Here is a 21,024-nt window from a genome sequence, read left to right as displayed (position 1 = left end):
GGTGCAGAGATTCCCCTTTCCCTTCCATCCCCCTGAGGAGACAAGCATGAACATGATTCGCCGTACGCTCGTGGCCGCCGCCGCGCTCGCTACATTGGCAGCGCCGCTGGCCGGCTTCGCGCAGGACATCAAGCCGCGCCTGATCCGTTTCGGCTACGGCCTGAACGAGCAGAGCAACCAGGGCCGCGCCGCGAAGTTCTTCGCCGAGCAGGTCGAGAAGGCCTCGGGCGGCAAGATGAAGGTGCGCGCGATCGGCGCCTCCGCGCTCGGCCCGGACGTGCAGATGCAGCAGGCGCTGATCGGCGGCGCGCAGGAGATGATGGTCGGCTCGACCGCGACACTGGTCGGCATCACGAAGGAGATGGCGCTGTGGGACACGCCGTTCCTGTTCAACAACGCGAAGGAAGCCGACGCGGTGCTGGACGGCCCGATCGGCCAGAAGGTGAATGCCAAGCTGACCGAGAAGGGCCTGGTCGGCCTGGCGTACTGGGAGAACGGCTTCCGCAACCTGACCAACAGCAAGCGGCCGATCACGAAGCTGGAAGACCTGAACGGCGTCAAGCTGCGCGTGATGCAGAACAACGTCTACCTCGACAGCTTCAAGACGCTGGGTGCCAATGCGGTGCCGTTGCCGTTCTCGGAGCTGTTCAGCGCGCTGGAGACGAACACCGTCGACGGCCAGGAAAATCCGTACAACACCATCCTGTCGAGCAAGTTCTTCGAGGTGCAGAAGTACCTCAGCATCACCAACCACGTCTACAGCCCGTGGATCGTGCTGGTGAGCAAGAAGTGGTGGGACGGGTTGTCGAAGGACGAGCAGAAGGTGTTGGCCGATGCCGCGAAGGCGAGCCGCGATTTCGAGCGCAAGGACACGCGTGAGGAAGCCGGCAAGGCACTCGCCGACCTGAAGTCCAAGGGCATGCAGATCAACGAACTGTCTCCTGTGGAAGCAGGGCGCATGCGCGACAAGCTGACGCGCGTCAACGCCGGCATCGGCGCTGGCATCGGCATGGACCTCTGGCAAGAGACACAGGCTGAGCTGGTTCGGCTGCGGAAGTAATTTCTTTTGCCTTCGCGGGGCGGGGAGCTGGGGGGCTCCTCTGCGGTCATGTCCCCCGCCCGTTGCTGGCCTGGCGGCCATCAACGGGCTCCTCCTTTACTTCCCTCCGAGGAGCCCCCCAGCTCCCCACCCCGAACCGTGCACTTCGTCAAAAACAAGAGTGCGCGCGCCGCTTTTTTGGGGGAAGTGAGAGAGCGGTGGCGCCGCGAGGAGGCGGGGTGCCCCTCGGAGGGAAGTAAAGGAGGAGCGGAAGGCCTGCCGCGAGGCGGGCGTTTCGCGGGGGACATGACCGGAGAGGGGCACCCCGCCTCCTCGCGGCACGCACAAAAAGAACAGTCAGCRCGAGAACGAATCAACGACGCTTCCGTCGGCACCGATTGCCTTGACCGTGATGGTCGAGTCCTTCACGTCGAGCCGCAGGTAGTGGTAGGTCGCCGTGGCCTTCGCGTTCAGCGAGCCGATCGCGCGGAACCCCGCCAGGTCGGACCCGCCGCCACCGGTGATCACGTAGACCGTGCCCTTCGCGTCGTCGCGCGCGCCGGCCGGGTTCGCGCTGTCGGCATACACCGGCACCGAGCGCTCGTACACATGGTTGTGGCCCGAGATCACCATTTTCACCTTGTACTTGCTGAACTCCTGCAGCAGCGTGTTCCATGACGCGTTCGCCGCGTGCCCGTCGGAGTAGGTCACCAGCGGCGCGTGCGTCAGCACGATGGTGTTCTTGATCGTCGGGTTGGCCGCCGCCTTCGCCAGGTCCCAGCGCAGCCAGTCGAGCTGGTGCTTGTAGTAGTACGAGTCGTAGTTGCCCTCGTTCGCCGCCGTGCAGGTGTTCGAACACTCCATCAGGTTGTAGTAGTCCGAGTTCAGGTGCATCACCGTGAAGTGCGTGTTCTTGTAGTCGAACGAGTAGTACATGAACTCCGCATACACGCCACGGACCTTCGCGCAGGCCGACGCGTAGAACGCGCTGTCGGTCAGGTGCTGGATGTCGGGGCGCGTCCAGTCCTGGAAGTAGGCCTTGGACTGCGTGTGGTTCGGTACCAGCTTCTGCACCGTCGCCTGGCTGAACACGTCGCAAAAACCGTTGCCGAACTTGTCGGGGTACCAGCCGTCGCCGAAGTTGTCGTCGTGGTTGCCCACCACCGGGAAGTAGTACACCGGCAGCCCCGCCGCCGGCGCCTTGTTCTGCAGCGGCGCGATGATTTCCTTGAAGCTGCCCTTCGAGGCATCGGCCGCGCAATCGCCACGCTGCACCCAGTTGGTCGACTTGTCGTAGCCGGTGATCATGTCGCCGGTGTTGAAGACGAAGGCGGTGTTGGCCTCGGCCGCCATCTTGCTCACCAGGTTGATGTGGGTCGCGTTGCCGTCGCAGCCGCCGCCGGCCCGGCTGTCGCCATAGGCCAGGAAGCTGAACGACGTGCCGTCGCCGGTGGCGGGCGCGCTCGGCGCCGCGGCTTCCGCCGACTCGCCGCCACCGCCGCCGCTGCAGGCCGCGATCGCCGCCAGGACGGCCAGCGTGATGTGGAAGAAGCGATGCATCACCGTGCTCCGATCAGTATTCATAAGCGCCAACATCGATCTTGCCGCCCTGCGGCCGCGCCGTGGCGAGGAAATCCTTCGCCACCAGCGCAGTCGGCACGCCGGTGTTGATGGCCGGGCTCGTGGCCTTCAGCGTCAACGGGGTGCCGCCGCCGGTGGTCGCGAACTGAGGGTCGAGCACGCGGCTCGCATCGGTGAGGCCGGTGATGGTGTTGTACAGCGTCGACCACTGCCCCGCCGGCACGTCCGTGCCCTTCAGCGAGAAGGTCGGCGCGCCGTTGCTCGTCCAGTAGATGTTGCCGCTGATGCGCAGCGTCGTGAAGTCGGTCAGCGCATCGTCGTTGACCTTGATCACCGGCCGGCCCGCCGCGCCGTAGATGATGTTGTTGACGATCTCGACGTTGGTGCCGGCCTGCTGCACTTCCGATTCGTTGGACAGGAAGATCGAGCCCTGGCCGGCGGTGGCCGTGTTGAAGCAGCTGTTGTTGTAGATGCGCACGTTCGACGACGACGAGGTCGCGACGCAGGCCCAGGTGGCGTTCACCACGACGTTGTTGCGCACGATGCCGTCGTAGCTCTCGTAGCGGCCGTCGGCCAGCCGGTCCGAATCGGTCTCCTGGCCCAGCATGATCGCGTGGCCGTTGTCGGCGCGGCCGATGTTCACCAGCAAGTTGTTCTCGAAGATCGTGCTGCGCGCATTGCCCTTCGCGTACATGCCGAAATCGGGCACGTCGTGCACGTAGTTGCCGGCCACGCGGGTGTTGTTGGCGCCGACGATGTCGATGCCCTGCGCGTTGCTGCCGGGCGTCACCGTGCCGGAGTTCTGGAAGATCTCGTTGTCCAGCACCTCGACATCATTCGCGGTGCGCACCAGCTTGACCACGTCGGCGTTGCTGCAACACAGCTTGTTGCCCTGGATGCGCACCTTCGCGGTGTCGATCTTGATCACGTTGCCGTCGTCGCCACCGGTCGTGCTGCCGCGCACCTCGAGCCCCTGCACCGTCCACCAGCTGGCGAAGCAATCGACATTGCCGCTGCCGCTGCCGATGGTGTCTTCATCGCAGGCGTCGTTGTAGAAGTAGATCGTCGGGCCGGTGCCGGTGCGCTGCAGCACCGGGCGCGCCGGCAGGTCGGCGCTGTAGCCGCGCAGCGTGATGCGCGCGGTGGCCGTGCCGGCCGTGCGGATCACGACCGCTTCGGTGTAGCTGCCGGCACGCACTTCGATGGTGTCGCCGGCGGTCGCGACACCGACCGCCTTCGTGATCGTCTTGAACGGTGCCGCCAGCGTGCCGGCCGCGCTGTCGCTGCCGGTGGTGGCGACGAACCAGCTCTTGCCGCTGGAGCTGCCGCCGGGCGTGAAGCTCGCGCTCACGATCGCGGCCGCGCTCATCGTCACGGTGCAGCCACCGGTGCCGCTGCAGGCGCCGCCCCAGCCGCTGAACACGTAGCCGGTGCCCGGCACGGCGTTCAGCACGAAGCTGGTGCCCTGGGTCAGCGAGACGCTGCAGTCGCTGCTGCAGCCCAGCCCGGCCACCGTCGAGGTGATGCTGCCGGAGCCGTCGACGTGCGCCTGCAGCGTGAGCTGCGGGCCGGTCGGCTCGCCGCCGTTGCCGCCGTCACTGGAACTGCCACCGCCGCCCCCGCTGCACCCGGCCAGGCCGACGACGACGAATGCGGCGGCTGCCGCGAACTGCTGGATTCTGCTGATGACCACGGAGACCTCGGAAAACGACCGCGCCCGGGCGATACCCGGGCGAGTCCCGATTGTCTGACAAGGCCGTGGCCCTGCGCCGGCCCACCCCCTCACTCAGGGTGGCCGCCGCATCCTTCAAGTTATCGAGAGAACGAGTCGAGGACGGTGCCGTCCTTGCCGATCGTCTTCACCGTCAACGTGCTGCCGTTCACGTCCAGCTTCATGTAGTGGTGCGCCGCGGTCGCCTTCGCATTCAGCGGCCCCAGCGTCTTGAAGCCGGCCAGCGCCGAGCCGCCGCCGCCGGTCACCACGTAGACGGTGCCCTTGGCATCGTCGCGCACGCCGTTCGGGTTGGCATCGTCGGCATACACCGGCACCGAGCGCTCGTACACGTGGCTGTGGCCCGAGATCACCATCTTCACCTTGTACTTGCTGAACTCCTTGACCAGCGTCGGCCACGAGGCCACCGGCGCATGGCCGTCGGAGTACGAGATCACCGGCGCGTGCATCAGCACCACGGTGTTCTGGATGGCGGTGTTGGCCACCGCCTTCGCCAGGTCGTAGCGCAGCCAGTCGAGCTGGTGCTTGTAGTAGTAGGCGTCGTAGTTGCCTTCGTTGGCGGCGGTGCAGTTGCTCGAGCACTCCATCAGGTCGAAGTAGTCGGAGTTGATCCGCAGCACGACGAAGTGGGTGTTCTTGTAGTCGAACGAGTAGTACATGAAGTCCGGGTAGACGCCGTTGCGCGTGGTTGCGCAGGCGGCGGTGTAGAACTCGGCATCGCTGTAGTGCTTGATGGCCGAGGTCGTCCAGTCCTTGAAGTACGCCTTGCTCTGCGTGTGGTTCGGCACCAGCTGCTTCGGGTCGAACACGCTGCAGAAGCCGTCGCCGAACTTGTCGGGGTACCAGCCGTCGCCGAAGTTGTCGTCGTGGTTGCCGACCACCGGGTAGTAGAAGACCGGCAGGCCCGCCGCCGGCGTCTTGGTCTGCAGCGGCGCGATGATTTCCTTGAAGCTGCCCTTGGATGCATCGCTCGGGCAGTCGCCACGCTGGATCCAGTTGGTCGACTTGTCGTAGCCGGTGATCATGTCGCCGAGGTTGAACACGAACGACGCCGGCTCGGCCACCATGCGGCTGACCAGCGCCATGTGCGCCACGTTGCCGTCGCAGCCGTTGCCCGAGCGGCTGTCGCCGTAGGCCATGAAGCTGAACGCGCCGCCGGCGACCGGCGCGGCGCCGGTCGTGAAGGCCCACGATTTCGCGGCGGCCATCGCGTTGCCGGCGGTGTCCTTCACCGCGGTCGTGACCTGCGCGGTGTAGCTCGTCGCGTAGGCCAGGCTCGCGGCCGGCGTGAAGATCGCGGTCGAGCCGCTGCACGAGACCGTGCCGCTGACACCCGTGATGCCCAGGCTCGCGCTCGTCACGGTGCTGCAGTTGACGGCTTCGGAGAAGGTCACCGACACGGTGGTCGCGATGCCGATCGAGGTGCCGCCGGTGGCCGGCGTCGTGCTCGAGACGGTGGGCGGTGTGGTGTCGGCGGGTGCGGTCGACGCGAAGCTCGCGGTGACCGACGCCGCCTGCGACATCGTCACCGTGCAGGCGCCGGTGCCGGTGCAGGCGCCGCTCCAGCCGCTGAAGCTGGCGCTGCTGCCGGCGGCGGCATTCAGCGTCACGACGGTGCCCGACGTGAAGTTCTGCGTGCACGACGCGCCGCAGGCGAGGCCGGTCGGCGTCGCGATCGACACGGTGCCGCTGCCGGTGCCGGCGGTCGCGACCGTCAGCGTGTACTTCGGCTTCTCGGTGAAGCTCGCGCTGACCGCCTGGTTCGCGCTCATCGTCAGGCTGCAGGTCGCGACCTTGCTGCTCGCGCAGGCGCCGCCCCAGGACGCGAACTGGAAGCCGTCGGCCGGCGTCGCGGTCAGCGTGGTCGCGGTGCCGGTCTCCAGGCTCACGGCGCAGGTCGCGCCGCAATTCAATCCGCCGGTCGACGAGGTGATGCTGCCGGAGCCGGTCTTGGTCGCGGTCAGCGTGTACGTGATGGCCTGGAAGCCTGCGTTGACCGAGGTCGCGCTCGACAGCGTGACGTTGCAGGTGGCGTCGGTGCCGGTGCAGCCGGAGGTCCAGCCGGTGAAGCGCTGCTTCGCGGCGGCCTGCGCGGTCAGCTTGACCTGCGTGCCCATCGGCAGCGATTCGCTGCAGTCGCCGGGGCAGTTGATGCCCGACGGTGCCGACAGCACGCTGCCGCTGCCGTCGACCTTGACGTTGATGGCCGCCATGCCGACGGGCGTCGGCGTGAAGCTCGCGGTGACGCTCTGCGCATTGCTCATCGTCACCTTGCAGGTGCCGGAGCCGGTGCAGCCCGCACCGCTCCAGCCGCTGAACGTGAAGCCGCTGCCAGCCGACGCGGTCAGCGTGACGCTGCTGCCCTGCGCGAAGCTCTTGTTGCAGACCGTGCCGCAGCTGATGCCGGCCGGCGACGAGCTGACGCTGCCCGAGCCGCTCAGGATCACGTTGAGCGCGAAGTTCGCGGTCGGCACCGCGGTGAAGGTGGCGGTGACCGAGCGCGCGCTGCTCATCTGCACCTGGCAGCTGCTGCCGGTGCAGGCGAGGCCGCTGCCGCTCCAGCCGCTGAAGGCGTAGCCGGTGGCCGGCGTCGCGGTCAGCGTGACGGCGGTGTTGGCCGCGTAGTTGCCGATGCAATCGCTGGCGGTGGCGCAGGTCAGGCCGCCGACGTCGGCGGCGATGCTGCCGCTGCCGGCGATCGTCAGCGCGAGGTTGAAGCGGGTGGCGGCTTGCTGGCTGAAGGTGGCGGTCACCGCCTTCGACGCCTCGACCGTCACCGCGCAGTCGCCGTTGCCCTTGCAATCGAGCGCGCTGCCGCTCCAGCCGATGAAGTCGTAGCCGCTGGCCGGTTCGGCGCTCAGCGTCACCGACGCACCGGCCGAGAAGCTCTTCGCGCAGACGCTGCCGCAGTCGATGCCGCCGGGGCTGGACTGCACCTGGCCCTGGCCGACGCGGCTGACCGTCAGCGTGGCCTGGTCGGCGGTGGCGGGGGTGTCGTCCTCGCCCTTGCCGCAGGCAGCGAGGGTCAATGCGACCGCGAGGGCAGCCAACAGGCGAAAGTGCTTCATGCGTGCTTCCAAAAACTCAAGAAAGCCCAGCAGACGCCGCGGAACCGGCTTTGCCGGGCCGCTGGCGGCGCCCCCTTGGGGGGAGGCGCCGAAGGCGCTTCGGGGGGGTCAATATTCGTAGGCGCCGACGTCGATCTTGCCGTTCAGCGGTCGAGCGGTGCCGATGTAGTCGGTCGTGACGAGCGGGGTCGCGACGCCGGTGTTGATCGCCGGGCTGCCGGTCGACAGCGTCAGCGGCCGGCTGGTCGCGCCGGTCACGGCGGTGCTGGCGTACTTCGGGTCGACGATGCGGCTGGTGTCGGTGCGGCCGGAGCTCGCGGTCGCGTACTGCAGGGCCCACAGCGACGCCGACACGCTGTTGTCCTTCAGCACGAAGGTCGGCGCGCCGCCGGTCACCCAGTAGATGTTGCCGTCGATGCGCAGCGTCGCAAAATCGGCCAGCGCGTCGGCGTTCACCTTGATCAGCGGGCGTCCGGCCGAGCCGTAGATGATGTTGTTGTAGATCTCGATGTTGACGCCCTTGGTGCCGATCTCCGACTCGTTCGACACGAAGATCGAGCCCTGGCCGGCGGTGGCGGTGTTGTAGCAGCTGTTGTTGTAGATGCGCACGTTCGACGACGACGAGGTCGCGACGCAGGCCCAGGTGGCGTTGACGACCACGTTGTTGCGCACGATGCCGTCGTAGCTCTCGTAGACGCCGTCGACCAGGCGATCGGTGTCGGTCTCCTGGCCGAGCATGATCGCGTGGCCGTTGTCGCTGCGCCCGATGTTGTAGAGCAGGTTGTTCTCGAAGACCGTGTTGCGGGCGTTGCCCTTGGCGTACATGCCGAAATCGGGCACGTCGTGCACGTAGTTGCCGGCCACGCGGGTGTTGTTGGCGCCGACGATGTCCACGCCCTGCGCATTGGTGCCCGGCGTCACGACGCTGCTGCTCTGGTAGATCTCGTTGTCCAGCACCTCGACGTCATTCGCGGTGCGCACCAGCTTGACGATGTCGGCGACGCTGCAGCACAGCGTGTTGCCCTGGATGCGGACCTTCGCGGTGTCGATCTTGATCACGTTGCCGTCGTCGCCGCCGGTCGTGCTGCCGCGCACTTCCAGGCCCTGGATCGTCCACCAACTGGCGAAGCAGTCGGTGTTGCCGGTGCCGCTGCCGATGGCGTCTTCGTCGCAGGCGCTGTTGTAGAAGTAGATCGTCGGGCCGGCGCCGGTGCGCTGCAGCACCGGGCGCTCGCCGTTGTAGCCGCGCATCGTGATGCGGGCGGTGGAGGTGCCGGCGGTGCGGATCACCACCGCCTCGGAGTAGGTGCCGGCGCGCACCTCGATGATGTCGCCCGCGGTCGCGACGCCGACCGCCTTGGTCAGGGTCTTGAACGGTGCCGCCAGCGTGCCGGCCGCGCTGTCGCTGCCGGTGGTCGCGACGAACCAGCTCTTGCCGCTGGTGCCGCCACCACCACCACCGGTGCTGGTCGCGGTGAAGGTCGCGGAGACCGACTTCGCGGCGTTCATCGTCAGCGCGCAGGTGCTGTTGCTGCCCGTGCAGGCGCCGCCCCAGGCGGTGAAGGTGTAGCCGCTGGCCGGCGTGGCGGTCAGCGTGACGGCGGTGCCGGCGCTGAAGCTCGCGGCGCAGGTGCTGCCGCAGGCGATGTTGCCGCCGCTCGACGCGACCGTGCCGCTGCCCACCTTGGTGACGGCCAGCGCGTAGGTGTCCAGCGTGAACACCGCGCCGGCCTGCGTCGCGGCGCTGACCTGCACGGTGCAGCTGCCGCCGCTGGCCGTCACGGTGCCGGTCGATGCACAGGCGCCGGTCCAGCCGCTGAAGGTCGTGCTGCTGTTGCTGCGGGTGGCCGTCAGCGTCACGCTGGTGCCGGACGCCAGCGTGCTGCTGCAGGTGGTCGGGCAGTTGATGCCGGACGGGTTCGATGTCAGCGTGCCCTGGCCGGTGCCGGTCACGGTGGTGGTCAATGCGAAGCTGCTGGCCGGGATCGCGGTGAAGCTGGCCGCCACCGTGCGCGCGGCCGACATCGTCACCACGCAGGTGTTGGTGCCCGAGCAGCCCGCGCCGCTCCAGCCGGCGAACGAATAGCCGCTGGCCGGCGTGGCGCTCAGCGTGACGACGGTGTTCTGGTTGTAGGTGTGCGCGCAGGTGCTGCCGCACGAGATGCCGGCCGGCGACGAGCTGACCGAGCCCGAGCCGGTCACCGTGACGCCGAGCGCATAGGTGGGCACCGCCACGGCCGTGAAGCTGACGCTGACGTTGCGCGCCGTGCTCATCGTGACCTGGCAGGTGCTGCCGCTGCAGGTGCTGCCGTTGACGGTCCATGCGCCGACGGTGTAGCCGGAGGCGGGCGTGGCCGTCAGCGTGACGACGGTGCCGGCGGTGTAGGTGCCGCCGCAGTCGGTGGCGCTGCTGCACGAGAACGGCGCGGTGCCGGCGACGCTTCCGGAGCCGGCGATCGCCACGTCGAGCGGGTACTCGGCTGCATTGACGGCGCTGAAGGTCGCGACCAGCGACTTCGACTGGTCGAGCATCACGCTGCAATCGCCGGTGCCTGCGCAGTCGATGCCGACGCCGCTCCAACCGGCGAACTGGTTGCCCTGGGCCGCCGCGGCATGCAGCGTGACCTCGGTGTCCTTCGCGTACGAGCCGGAACAGTCGGTGCCGCAGTCGATGCCGTTCGGCGTCGATGCGATGCTGCCCTGGCCGACGCGGTTGATCGACAGCACCGACATCTGCGGTTCGGGGGAAGGGGCGGCGGCGTCATCGCCCTTGCCACCGCAGGCCGCGAGGGCCGCACCGAGCGCGAACAGCGTCAGATACTTCGAGACACAAGACAGGGCGGAGATCGGGGTCGGGGACATCGCGGCTTCCAGCTAACACCACGATCCGACACGGACGGTGGCCGAAGCGGATTGTGTTGGCACCCACTCACCAACCTGTGTCCAGATGTGGGATAGACAGGTTACAGATGCTTGTGGCTTGCTGCCGACGGCCGTTCGGCGTGTGGGCGTTCGCTCGCCGCGATTCGTGGTGCAGCGCACACAGTCCATCCATCGGATGTCCGAATGGTTGACATCGTGGCGCCGGACTGTCGGTCGCGTGCAACGCCGGCCGCTTCGCCTGCCGTTCCGGGGCGCGCCACGCACCCCCTCGTTCGCGGGAGCGCTGTTACAAAAACAATCGGAAAAGTGTGCCGGTCCGGAGTGCCCGCCTGGCAGAACTTGCAGGGGCTTCGGCCCCGTGCGGGTGGGTGCGAAGGGCGCCGGAGATACCTGCGGAGAACCTGTGCTCGTTTCGGCGGACCCCACAACTCAGGGATTGGCGCTGTGGGGGGGTTCTCCGATCATCCGCACCATTCAAATTGGGAGCGTCAGCGAGGTCCGGAGCTTGTATCGGTAATCAGGGCGGGTTTTGTCAAACACGTCATCTACGATTCGTCTGTCGTCCGGCACCGTGCTCTTTTCCATGGCAACGCTGGGCTTTTTCAATACGTCGCGGCGAGATTCGCGGCACCACTTTCAAACAAAAGAATCATGACCACCGTTGCTATCGTCGGCCTGGGGTATGTCGGATTGCCGCTGGCAGTTGAATTCGGCAAGAAATACAAGACCATCGGGTTTGATTTGTCGGCCGCCAAAATCGCCGCATACCGCGAACACATCGACCCGACCGGTGAAGTCAGCACCGAGGCGCTGAAGGCCGCGAGCCAGCTGCACCCCACCACCGATCCCGCCGCGCTGAAAGAGGCCGATTTCATCGTCGTCGCAGTGCCGACGCCCGTGGACGACGCCCACAACCCCGACCTGTCGCCGCTGGTAGGTTCCAGCACCTCGGTCGGCCGCAACCTGAAGCGCGGCGCGACCATCGTCTTCGAATCCACCGTCTACCCGGGCGCGACCGAAGAGGTCTGCATTCCGATCATCGAGCGCGAATCCGGCCTCAAGTGGAAGCAGGATTTCTTCGTCGGATATTCCCCCGAGCGCATCAACCCGGGCGACAAGCTGCACACGCTGACGACCATCACCAAGGTGGTGTCGGGCGACACGCCGGACACGCTGAAGCTGGTCGCCGAGATGTACGGCAGCGTCATCACCGCCGGCGTCTACAAGGCCACCAGCATCAAGGTGGCCGAGGCCGCGAAGGTGATCGAGAACACCCAGCGCGACCTGAACATCGCGCTCGTCAACGAGCTCTCGCTGATCTTCCACCGCATCGGCATCGACACGCTCGAGGTGCTGGAAGCCGCCGGCACGAAGTGGAACTTCCTGCCGTTCCGCCCGGGCCTGGTCGGCGGGCATTGCATCGGCGTCGACCCGTACTACCTGACGCACAAGGCCGAGCGCCTGGGCTACCACCCGCAGGTCATCCTGGCCGGGCGTCGCATCAACGACGGCATGGCCAAGTACGTGGCCGAGCAGACCATCAAGAACCTGATCCAGGCCGGCTTCCAGGTGAAGGGCGCCGACGTCATCGTGCTGGGCCTGACCTTCAAGGAAGACTGCCCGGACCTGCGCAACTCGAAGGTGATCGACGTGGTGCGCGAGCTCGAAAGCTACGGCGTGACGGTGCACGTGCACGACCCGGTGGCCGCGGCCGACGAGGCGAAGCACGAGTACGGCGTCGACCTGGTGGCCTGGGATGCGCTGCCGCAGGCGCAGGCCGTGGTGGCCGCCGTCGCGCACAAGGCGCTGAAGGCCCGCCCGATCGACGACTTCGTCGCGAAGCTGGTGCCGAACGGGCTGTACGTCGACGTGAAGAGCCAGGCCGATGCGAAAGCCTTGCGCGCGCGTGGCCTGAACGTCTGGCGCCTGTGATGGAAACCAACGTGACGACCAACGAATTCCTCGATCCGGTGCTCGCGCAGCTGCGCGCCGCGCCGCGCCGCTGGCTCGTCACCGGCAGCGCCGGCTTCATCGGCTCGCACCTGGTGGAGAACCTGCTGCGCGCCGGCCAGCAGGTCACGAGCCTCGACAACTTCTCGACCGGCCACCAGGCCAACCTCGACGAGGTGCGCCGCCTCGTCGGCGAGGAGGCCTGGTCGCGCCACACCTTCATCCGCGGCGACATCGCCGACCTCGCGAGCTGCACACAGGCCTGCGACGGCGCCGAGATCGTGCTGCACCAGGCCGCGCTCGGCTCGGTGCCGCGTTCCATCAAGGACCCGCTGACCACGCACCGCTCGAACGCGACCGGCTTCCTGACGATGCTCGAAGCCGCGCGCACCGCCGGCGCGAAGCGCTTCGTCTATGCCGCGTCGAGTTCGACGTACGGCGATTCGCCGGCGCTGCCGAAGGTCGAGGACACCATCGGCCGGCCGCTGTCGCCGTACGCCGTCACCAAGTACCTGAACGAGCTGTATGCCGAGGTGTTCGGCCGCTGCTACGGGCTGTCGACGATCGGGCTGCGCTACTTCAACGTGTTCGGCCCGCGCCAGGATCCGAACGGCGCCTATGCCGCGGTGATCCCGCGCTGGGCGGCGCAGATGCTCGAAGGCTCGCGCTGCGTGATCAACGGCGACGGCGAGACCTCGCGCGACTTCTGCTTCGTGACGAACGCGGTGCAGGCCAACCTGCGCGCCGGCCTCTGCGAGGAGCCCGAGGCATCGAACCAGGTGTTCAACGTGGCGGTGGGCGACCGCACCACGCTGAACCAACTGCACGGCGCGCTCGCCGAGGCGCTGCTGCGCGAATGCCCGGCGCTGCGCGTCGAGCCGCCGCAGTACGCCTCGTTCCGTGAGGGCGACGTGCGCCACTCGCTGGCCGACGTGTCGAAGGCGCGCCGGCTGCTCGGCTACCAACCCAGCCACGACGTGCGCGCCGGGCTGCTCGAGGCGATCGGCTGGTACGTGCAGCGCGCCCGCCAGACCGTCTGAATTCTTTCTTGACGCTGCGCGGCACGGGCCGCGCGGCAGAACCCTTTCCCTTGAACTGCAGGACATCGACATGCACACCGACAAGATCCGTTCCGTCATCGCCAAGCACGCCCGCCTGTCGGTGGACGCCGCCACGCTGACCGACGACAGCGACCTGTACGCCGCCGGGCTGACCTCGCTGACGACGGTCAACCTGATGCTGGCGCTCGAAGACGAATTCGACATCGAGTTCTCCGACAAGATGCTCGGCCGCAAGACCTTCGAGAGCATCCGCTCGCTGTCCGAAGCCATCGAAGAACTCGTCAGCGCCTGAGCGCTGCATTGCCGCCATTCCTGGAGACGATATGTCGCAACCCACCCGACTCAGCCCCCAACTGCCTGCCTTGCTCGAAGGGCTGCACGGCATCGGCCGCGACATCATCGCGCCGCACGCCGCCGAGGTGGACCGCGACGCGCGCTTTCCGCACGAGGCCTATGCGGCGCTGAAGCAGCAGAAGCTGCTGAGCTGCTACGTGCCGGTGGAGTACGGCGGCATGGGGCTGAACATCAGCGACCTGTCGCAGATCTGCGAGGTGCTGGGCCAGTACTGCGGCTCGACCGCGATGATCTTCGCGATGCACCAGATCCAGGTCGGCTGCATCGTGCACCACGCGCTCGATTCCGAATTCTTCCGCGGCTATGCCCGCGAGATGGTCGAGCACCAATACCTGATCGCGTCGGCCACGACCGAGCTGGGCATCGGCGGCGACGTGCGCTCCAGCCTGTGCGCGGTGCAGGTGACTGGCGACCGCTTCACGCTCGAGAAGCAGACGCCGGTGATCTCGTACGGCGCCACCGCGGACGCGATCCTGGTGACCTGCCGCAAGTCGGAAGACGCGGCGCGCAACGACCAGGTGCAGGTGCTGGTGCGCAAGAGCGACTACGAGCTGACCAAGCTCTCGGGCTGGGACACGCTCGGCTTCCGCGGCACCTGCAGCGAAGGCTTCGTGCTGAAGTCACAAGGGCGAGTGGAGCAGATCCTGCCGCAGCCGTATGCCGACATCCACCGCCGCACGATGCACCCGTTCTCGCACGTCGTGTGGGCCTCGCTGTGGCTGGGCCTGTCGATCGACGCGGTGAGCCGTGCGCGCAGCGCGGTGCGGGCCGAAGCGCGCAAGAACCCGAGCGTGACGCCGATCTCGGCGACGCGCCTGGCGGAGCTCGACACGGTGCTGTTCTCGATGCGCGGCGGCGTGTACCAGACGCTGCGCGAGTACCACGACGTGCTGATCGCCAACGATCCCGAGGCCTACTCGGGCTTCAGCTTCGCGATCAACATCAACAACCTGAAGCTGACGGCCTCGCAGTTCGTGGTCGAGGTGGTCGGCAAGGCGATGCTGATCTGCGGCATCCAGGGCTACCGCAACGATTCGAAGCTGACGCTGGGCCGGCACTTGCGCGATGCGTATGGCGCGGCGCTGATGGTCAACAACGACCGCATCCTCGGGCAGAGCGCCACGATGCAGATCGTGCAACGCTGAAGAACCACAAGGATTCCTGCCATGTGCACCCAACACGACGACCCCTACAAGCAGTACCAGGCCGAGCTGATCGAGGCCGGCCTGCTGATCCCCTCGGGCGTGCGCGGCGTCTACGGCCGCAGCGGCACCTTCGAGAACATCATCGACCAGTTCGAAGGCCTGGTGACGCGCGAAGGCGCGTTCCAGAACGCCGAGGTGATGCGCTTTCCGCCGATCTTTCCGCGGGCGCACTACGCGCGCATCGACCACATCAACAACTTTCCGGACCTGATGGGCTCGGTGCACAGCTTCCTCGGCGGCGAGAAAGAGCACCAGGCCATGCTCGGCAAGTTCGAAGCCAAGGAAGACTGGACTTCCTCGCTGACGCCGGCCGAGGTGATGCTGGTGCCGGCCGCCTGCTACCCGCTGTATCCGACGGCCACCGGCACGCTGACGGCGCAAGGCCGCGTCGTCGATCTGAAGACCTTCGTGTTCCGCCATGAGCCGTCGGACGATCCGGCGCGCATGCAGATCTTCCGCCAGCGCGAGTTCGTGCGCCTCGGCACCCCCGACCAGGCGCTGAACCACCGCAACGACTGGCTCGCGCGCGGCCAGGCCATCCTCGAATCGGTGGGCCTGCCGGTCAAGAAAGTTCTTGCCGACGACCCGTTCTTCGGCCGCGGCGCGCGCATCATGAAGGCCACGCAGCGCGAGCAGGACCTGAAGTACGAACTGGTGGTGCCGATCTGCAAGGAAGACAAGCCGACCGCGATCACCTCGTGCAACTACCACCTCGACCACTTCGGCATCTCGTTCGACATCCTGCAGGCCGACGGCACGCCGGCCCACACCGCCTGCATCGGCTTCGGGCTCGAACGCATCGCGCTCGCGCTGCTGAAGACGCACGGGTTCGATCCGAAGCGCTGGCCGCACGAGGTGCGCCAACAGCTTGCGATGGCGTGACGAGGGCCGCATGAAACGTGTCCTGCCGATCGAGCCGGCGAGCTTCCAGCGCCACCCGATCCACACCGCGCCGCGCACCTGGGCCGAGACCAACTGCTACGCCGACGTGCTGATCGAGCTGCTGCACGGCCTCGGCCACGACCCGGTGCCGGCGCTCGCGTTTACGCTCGGCGTCGACTTCGAAGGCGACCAGTGGACCTTCTTCAAGTTCCCTGATGGCGACCTGTACGACCTGTACGGTGTCGACATCCAGGAACTCGCGGTGTGGCGGCCGCTCGTCGACCACATCGAGGACCAGGTCGCGCAAGGCCGGCCGGTGCTGGTCGAGCTGGACTCGTGGTTCCTGCCGGACACCGCCGGCTCGGCCTACCGGCTCGCGCACACCAAGTCGACGGTCGGCGTCAATGCGATCGACGTGAAGGCGCGTCGCATGGACTACTTCCACAACCAGGGCTTCTACGCGCTGGAAGGCGATGACTTCCGAGACGTGTTCCAGCTCGACGGGCTGGTGCACGAGCGCATGCTGCCGCCGTACATCGAGTACCTGAAGGCGCGGCCGAACTTCACGCCGCCGACCGGCGCGGCACTCGTCGACGGCTCGCTCACGCTGCTGCGCAAGCACCTGACGCGCGTGCCGGCGACCAACCCGTTCGAGCGCTTCAAGACGCAGTTCGCGAAAGACCTCGACTGGCTGATGCAGTCCGACATCGCGGTCTTCCACACCTATTCGTTCGCGACGCTGCGCCAGTACGGCGCGTGCTTCGAGTTGTCCGAGACCTACCTGCGCTGGCTGGCCGCGCAGGGCGTCGACGTGGCCGCATCGGCCGATGCGTTCGCGCAGATCTCGCAGACCGCGAAGGCCTTCCAGTTCCAGCTCGCGCGCTCGATGGCGCGCAAGAAGGCGCTCGACCTGTCGCCGATCGACGCGATGGGCGAGGCCTGGGCACAGGGTATCGGCGAGCTGAAGCGCCGGCACGGGTGACGCACGCGGCCATGAACTCGGCGATCGCACTGGACAGCGGCTGGGAGATCGCCGCGGGTGCGGCTGAGGGCTTGGCCTGGGCGCCGGTGCGTGAACTCGGCACCGTCGGCGCGAGCCTCGGCGTCGAGCTTGACACGCCACATGGTCGCTACGACACGCAGGACTGGTGGTACCGCTGCCGCTTCAAGGCGCCTGCACAGCGCAGCGGCGACCGCCAGCAACTGCGCTTCGACGGCCTCGCCGGCATCGCCGACGTGTGGCTGAACGACGAGCCGGTGCTGAGCACCCGCAACATGTTCACGACCGAGCGGGTCGACGTGACCGCCAGGCTGCGGCCCGACAACGAGCTGCGCATCCGCTTTCGCTCGCTCGACGCCGAACTCGCGACGCGCAAGCCGCGCCCGCGCTGGAAGACCGCGCTGGTCGACGCGCAGAACCTGCGCTGGGTGCGCACCACGCTGCTCGGCCGCATCCCCGGCTGGACGCCGCCGATCCACCCGGTCGGCGTGTGGAAACCGGTGTGGCTGGAGACGGTGTCGCCGGGCGGCCTCGCATCGATCGACCTGCAGTGCGATGCCGCGGGTGGCGTGGCCCGGCTGCGGCTGAGCGCCACGCTGACGGCCGGCAGCGATGTGGCCGAGGCGCGCTTGCGCATCGGCGACCAGACTCATGCGCTCGCGCTCGACGGCGACACGCTGTCGGCCGATCTGCGGCTGCCCGATGTGCCGCTGTGGTGGCCGCACACGCACGGCGCGCCGGCATTGCACGACTGCGCGATCGAACTGCGCCAGGGCACGCAATGGCATTCGATCGACCGCGGCCGCATCGGCTTCCGCCAGGTCGAGGTGCGGCGCGACGATGGCCTCGTGCAGTTCCAGGTCAACGGCACCCCCGTGTTCTGCCGCGGCGCCTGCTGGACGACCGACGATTTCCTGTGCTTGCACGGCGACCCGCTGCAACTGCGCCGCACGCTGACGCTCGCGCGCGACGGCGGCCTGAACATGCTGCGCATCGGCGGCACGATGACCTACGAGTCGGACGCGTTCTACGCGCTGTGCGACGAGCTCGGCATCCTGGTGTGGCAGGACTTCATGTTCGCCAACATGGACTACCCGGTTGCCGACGAAGCCTTCCGCGCCGAGATCGAGCGCGAGGCCGAGCAGCAGCTCCAGCGCCTGCAGGCGCACCCGTGCATCGCCGCGTACTGCGGTGGCAGCGAGGTCGAGCAGCAGGCCGCGATGCTGGGCTTGCCGGCCTCGGAGTGGAGCAACGATTTCTTCAGCGAGACGCTGCCGGCGCATTGCGCGAGCCGCCACGCCGGCGTGCCGTACTTCCGCTCGTCGCCGTGCGAGGGCGCACTGCCCTTCCATGTGGGCGTCGGCATTTCGCACTACTACGGCGTCGGCGCCTACCGCCGCCCGCTCAGCGATGTGAAGCACGCGGGCGTCAAGTTCACGACCGAGTGCCTCGGCTTCTCGCACGTGCCCGAGCCCGAGACCATCGAGCTGATGGGCGGCCACCCGACGATCGCTCCGCACCATCCGCTGTGGAAGCAGCGCCAGCCGCGCGACAACGGCGCCGGCTGGGATTTCGAGGACATCCGCGACCACTACCTGCGCGAACTCACCGGGCTCGATCCGGTCGCGCTGCGCAGCACCGACATCGCGCGCTACCTCGCGCTCTCGCGCGCGGTGACCGGCGAGGTGCTGAAGCGCGTGTTCGCCGAATGGCGCGCACCGGGCAGCGTCTGCGGCGGCGGCCTGGTCTGGTTCCTGAAGGACCTGTGGCCGGGCGCCGGCTGGGGGCTGATCGACAGCACCGGCCGGCCGAAGGCGGTGTACTGGGTGCTGAAGCGCGCCTGGGCACCGCGCACCGTGCTGATCACCGACGGCGGGCTCGACGGGCTGCAGCTGCAGGTGCACAACGAGGGCGCTGCGCCGTTCGCGGGCAGCGTCGAGTTCGCGCTGTACCAGGACGGCCAGGTGCGCACCGCCGGTGGCGGCATCGGCGTGATGCTGGCCGCGAACGAAAGCCTCGCGCTGCAGGCCGATGCGCTGGTCGGCCACTTCGCCGACACCGCGTATGCGTACCGCTTCGGGCCGCCGCAGCACGATGTGGCGGTCGCGCGGCTGAAGAACGAAGCGGGCGAGACGCTGGCCGAGGATTTCCACTTTCCGCACGGGCTGAACCTGCCGCCGCAGCGCGCCGGTGCGTTGACGGCGCAGGCCGCGCGCCTCGATGACGGCAGCGTCGAGGTGACGCTGCAGAGCACCGCGCTCATCCACTCGCTGCACGTCGAATGCGCCGGCTACGCGGCCGACGATCTTCATTTCCACATGGCGCCGCAGTCGCGCCGCACGCTGCGCTTTCGTCCGCTGGACGCCGCGCCGCGCAAGTTCAAGGCGCACCTCGGTGCGCTGAACCTGCGAGAGACGGTGACCGTCCGTGCGGACTGACGACATCCCGTTGCAGCCGGACGCCGCGCGGCGCCCCGAGGTGAGGCGCGAGCCGCTGATGCTCGGCAGCGCCGAGCAGCCGCTGTTCGGCTGGTACCACGTGGCCGATGCGGTGCCGCGCCGCGACGCGGTCGTCGTGATCTGCAACCCGATGGGCTACGAGTACGCGCACGGCCACCGCTCGCTGCGCCACCTGGCCGACGACCTCGCGCGCTCCGGCGTGCCGGCGCTGCGCTTCGACTACCACGGCACCGGCGATTCGCCGGGGCTGGAGACCGACGCCGGCCGGCTGCAGCGCTGGCAGGACGATGTGCATGCGGCGATCGCCGCCGCGCAGTCGCTCAGCGGCAGCGCGCGCGTCGGGCTGCTCGGCGTGCGGCTGGGCGCGACGCTCGCGGCGCTGGTCGCCGCGCAGCGCGAGGTCGACTGGCTGGTGTTGTGGAACGTGTGTGCCTCGGGCCGGCGCCATGTGCGCGAGATGCAGGCGCTCGACATGGCGGCCGGTGGCGGGCAGCGGCCGGTGAGTGCGCCGCTGGAGCCGGCGGGCTTCCTGATGAGCCGCGAGACGCAGGATGCCGTGAAGGCCGTGCAGCTGACGCGCGAGGCGCTGCGCGTCAGCGGCCGCGCGCTGCTGGTCGCGCGCGACGACCTGATCGGCGAGGAGGACGCGCTGCGCGAGCACCTGATGACGCTCGGCATCGCGACCGATGCGATCGCCTGCGCCGGCTATGCCGACATGATGGCCGAGCCGGTGCACACCGTCGTGCCGCGCCAGGCGCTCGACAGCATCGTGCAGTGGATGGTGGCGCAGACGGCGCTGCGCGAGGCGGCGGTGCCGCTGTTGCCGTCACCGGAGGGGGCGACGCAGGCGCGCTTCACGCATGCGACGGCCGATGGCCGCACGGTGGCGCTGACCGAGACGCTGTGCGCGCTCGGCACCGAGGGGCAGCTGTTCGGGCTGCATGTGCAGGCCGATGCCCCTGCAGAGTCTTCCACGCGGCCGATGGTCGTGCTGTTCAACTCCGGCACGGTGCACCACGTGGGCCCGAACCGGCTGTACGTGATGCTGGCGCGCGAACTGGCCGCGCTCGGTTTCCCGACGGTGCGCTGCGACCTGGAGGGCCTGGGCGACAGCGTGCAACGCGGCGCCGGGCGCGAGAATCATCCTTACCCGGACAGCGCGGTGCCCGACGCACAGCAGGTGCTGCACAGCCTGCGCGAGCGTTTCGGGGTGCGCGAGTTCGTGCTGATGGGCTTGTGCTCGGGCGCGTACACCGCGTTCCAGACCGGGCTGGTCGAGCAGGCGGCGCAGATCAGCGAGCTGGTGCTGATCAACCCGCTGACCTGGCGCTGGGTCGAGGGCGACGCGGTCGACACGAAGCACTTCTCGGCGGTGGCGCACTACAAGGGCACGATGCGCCGGCTCGACAGCTGGAAGAAGCTGCTGCGCGGGCAGGTGAACCTGGTCTACCTCGCGGGCGTGGTGCTGTCGCACCTGCGCAAGCAGGTGGCATCGCGCGTGAGCGCGGTCAACGAGCTGCTGTTCCCGTCGCGCGGGCCGCTGCTGTCGCGGCAACTGCGGCAGCTGTTCGCGGCGAAGCGGCACGTGACCTTGATCGTGTCAGCGGGCGACCCGGGCTGGGACATGCTGCAGGACGGCGCGCGCCAGACGGCGCGGCGGGCGATCAAGAGCGGTGACCTCGCGCTCGAGTTCATCGACGAGGCCGACCACACGTTCTCGCGCGAGGCGGCGAGGCAGCAGGTGGTGGCGGCGATCGGCAGGCGGTTGAAGGAGCGCTTCAAGTAGCCCGGATGCCAATCGGGGTCCCGG

The 21,024-nt window shown here is 68.1% G+C and carries 13 protein-coding genes; 9 read left to right on the top strand and 4 right to left on the bottom strand.

Annotated features, from left to right (window positions below; translation table 11 throughout):
- The first annotated feature begins 46 nt into the window (after positions 1-46).
- On the top strand, positions 47-1,060 hold the full coding sequence (locus ACXJLU_RS17560; protein ID WP_457333098.1) for a TRAP transporter substrate-binding protein: 1,014 nt from the start codon (positions 47-49) through the stop codon (positions 1,058-1,060).
- A 336-nt stretch (positions 1,061-1,396) separates the two neighbouring features.
- Here the strand turns inward: ACXJLU_RS17560 and ACXJLU_RS17555 are convergent, their stop codons facing one another.
- The 4 genes from ACXJLU_RS17555 to ACXJLU_RS17540 all read right to left on the bottom strand — a co-directional run bounded on the left by ACXJLU_RS17555 (position 1,397) and on the right by ACXJLU_RS17540 (position 10,282).
- Positions 1,397-2,599: a metallophosphoesterase gene (locus tag ACXJLU_RS17555; protein WP_457333096.1), complete on the bottom strand. Its 1,203-nt coding sequence runs from the start codon at positions 2,597-2,599 to the stop codon at positions 1,397-1,399.
- 13 nt (positions 2,600-2,612) lie between these two features.
- Positions 2,613-4,313: a right-handed parallel beta-helix repeat-containing protein gene (locus ACXJLU_RS17550; RefSeq protein ID WP_457333094.1), complete on the bottom strand. Its 1,701-nt coding sequence runs from the start codon at positions 4,311-4,313 to the stop codon at positions 2,613-2,615.
- A 119-nt stretch (positions 4,314-4,432) separates the two neighbouring features.
- Positions 4,433-7,420, bottom strand: a complete 2,988-nt coding sequence (locus ACXJLU_RS17545; RefSeq protein WP_457333092.1) for an InlB B-repeat-containing protein — start codon at positions 7,418-7,420, stop codon at positions 4,433-4,435.
- Between the two features lie 108 nt (positions 7,421-7,528).
- Positions 7,529-10,282 (bottom strand): InlB B-repeat-containing protein, encoded by a 2,754-nt coding sequence (locus tag ACXJLU_RS17540; protein ID WP_457333090.1) that lies wholly within the window; start codon positions 10,280-10,282, stop codon positions 7,529-7,531.
- A 672-nt stretch (positions 10,283-10,954) separates the two neighbouring features.
- Between ACXJLU_RS17540 and ACXJLU_RS17535 the strand changes: the two genes are divergently transcribed.
- The 8 genes from ACXJLU_RS17535 to ACXJLU_RS17500 all read left to right on the top strand — a co-directional run bounded on the left by ACXJLU_RS17535 (position 10,955) and on the right by ACXJLU_RS17500 (position 21,000).
- Positions 10,955-12,235, top strand: a complete 1,281-nt coding sequence (locus tag ACXJLU_RS17535) for a nucleotide sugar dehydrogenase (protein ID WP_073463729.1) — start codon at positions 10,955-10,957, stop codon at positions 12,233-12,235.
- Positions 12,235-13,293: an SDR family oxidoreductase gene (locus ACXJLU_RS17530; RefSeq protein WP_457333088.1), complete on the top strand. Its 1,059-nt coding sequence runs from the start codon at positions 12,235-12,237 to the stop codon at positions 13,291-13,293. Before ACXJLU_RS17535 ends, ACXJLU_RS17530 begins: the two co-directional genes overlap by 1 nt.
- Before the next feature lie 70 nt (positions 13,294-13,363).
- A complete protein-coding gene (locus ACXJLU_RS17525) occupies positions 13,364-13,606 on the top strand; it encodes an acyl carrier protein (RefSeq protein ID WP_457333086.1) in 243 nt (80 codons plus the stop codon).
- Positions 13,607-13,637: 31 nt separating this feature from the next.
- Entirely contained in the window at positions 13,638-14,813 is a 1,176-nt protein-coding gene (locus ACXJLU_RS17520) for an acyl-CoA dehydrogenase family protein (protein ID WP_457333084.1), read from the top strand.
- A 21-nt stretch (positions 14,814-14,834) separates the two neighbouring features.
- Positions 14,835-15,755 carry an amino acid--[acyl-carrier-protein] ligase gene (locus tag ACXJLU_RS17515; RefSeq protein ID WP_073463726.1) on the top strand — a complete coding sequence of 307 codons (921 nt, stop codon included), beginning with the start codon at positions 14,835-14,837 and terminating at the stop codon, positions 15,753-15,755.
- A gap of 10 nt (positions 15,756-15,765) precedes the next feature.
- Positions 15,766-16,737 (top strand): DUF1839 family protein, encoded by a 972-nt coding sequence (locus ACXJLU_RS17510; RefSeq protein ID WP_457333082.1) that lies wholly within the window; start codon positions 15,766-15,768, stop codon positions 16,735-16,737.
- Between the two features lie 11 nt (positions 16,738-16,748).
- Entirely contained in the window at positions 16,749-19,193 is a 2,445-nt protein-coding gene (locus ACXJLU_RS17505; protein ID WP_457333080.1) for a glycoside hydrolase family 2 protein, read from the top strand.
- Positions 19,183-21,000 (top strand): alpha/beta fold hydrolase, encoded by a 1,818-nt coding sequence (locus ACXJLU_RS17500; RefSeq protein ID WP_457333078.1) that lies wholly within the window; start codon positions 19,183-19,185, stop codon positions 20,998-21,000. Before ACXJLU_RS17505 ends, ACXJLU_RS17500 begins: the two co-directional genes overlap by 11 nt.
- The last annotated feature ends 24 nt before the right edge of the window (positions 21,001-21,024 follow it).

The sequence above is a fragment of the Rhizobacter sp. P5_C2 genome (assembly GCF_054049715.1).
This window is presented reverse-complemented; position numbering and strand designations above follow the sequence as displayed.

Bases quoted from the DNA above. Each gene is read 5' to 3' on its own strand.
- ACXJLU_RS17560 (WP_457333098.1), top strand. From the start codon at position 47: ATGAACATGATTCGCCGTACGCTCGTGGCCGCCGCCGCGCTCGCTACA.
- ACXJLU_RS17545 (WP_457333092.1), bottom strand. From the start codon at position 7,420: ATGAAGCACTTTCGCCTGTTGGCTGCCCTCGCGGTCGCATTGACCCTC.
- ACXJLU_RS17540 (WP_457333090.1), bottom strand. From the start codon at position 10,282: ATGTCCCCGACCCCGATCTCCGCCCTGTCTTGTGTCTCGAAGTATCTG.
- ACXJLU_RS17535 (WP_073463729.1), top strand. From the start codon at position 10,955: ATGACCACCGTTGCTATCGTCGGCCTGGGGTATGTCGGATTGCCGCTG.
- ACXJLU_RS17530 (WP_457333088.1), top strand. From the start codon at position 12,235: ATGGAAACCAACGTGACGACCAACGAATTCCTCGATCCGGTGCTCGCG.
- ACXJLU_RS17525 (WP_457333086.1), top strand. From the start codon at position 13,364: ATGCACACCGACAAGATCCGTTCCGTCATCGCCAAGCACGCCCGCCTG.
- ACXJLU_RS17520 (WP_457333084.1), top strand. From the start codon at position 13,638: ATGTCGCAACCCACCCGACTCAGCCCCCAACTGCCTGCCTTGCTCGAA.
- ACXJLU_RS17515 (WP_073463726.1), top strand. From the start codon at position 14,835: ATGTGCACCCAACACGACGACCCCTACAAGCAGTACCAGGCCGAGCTG.
- ACXJLU_RS17510 (WP_457333082.1), top strand. From the start codon at position 15,766: ATGAAACGTGTCCTGCCGATCGAGCCGGCGAGCTTCCAGCGCCACCCG.
- ACXJLU_RS17505 (WP_457333080.1), top strand. From the start codon at position 16,749: ATGAACTCGGCGATCGCACTGGACAGCGGCTGGGAGATCGCCGCGGGT.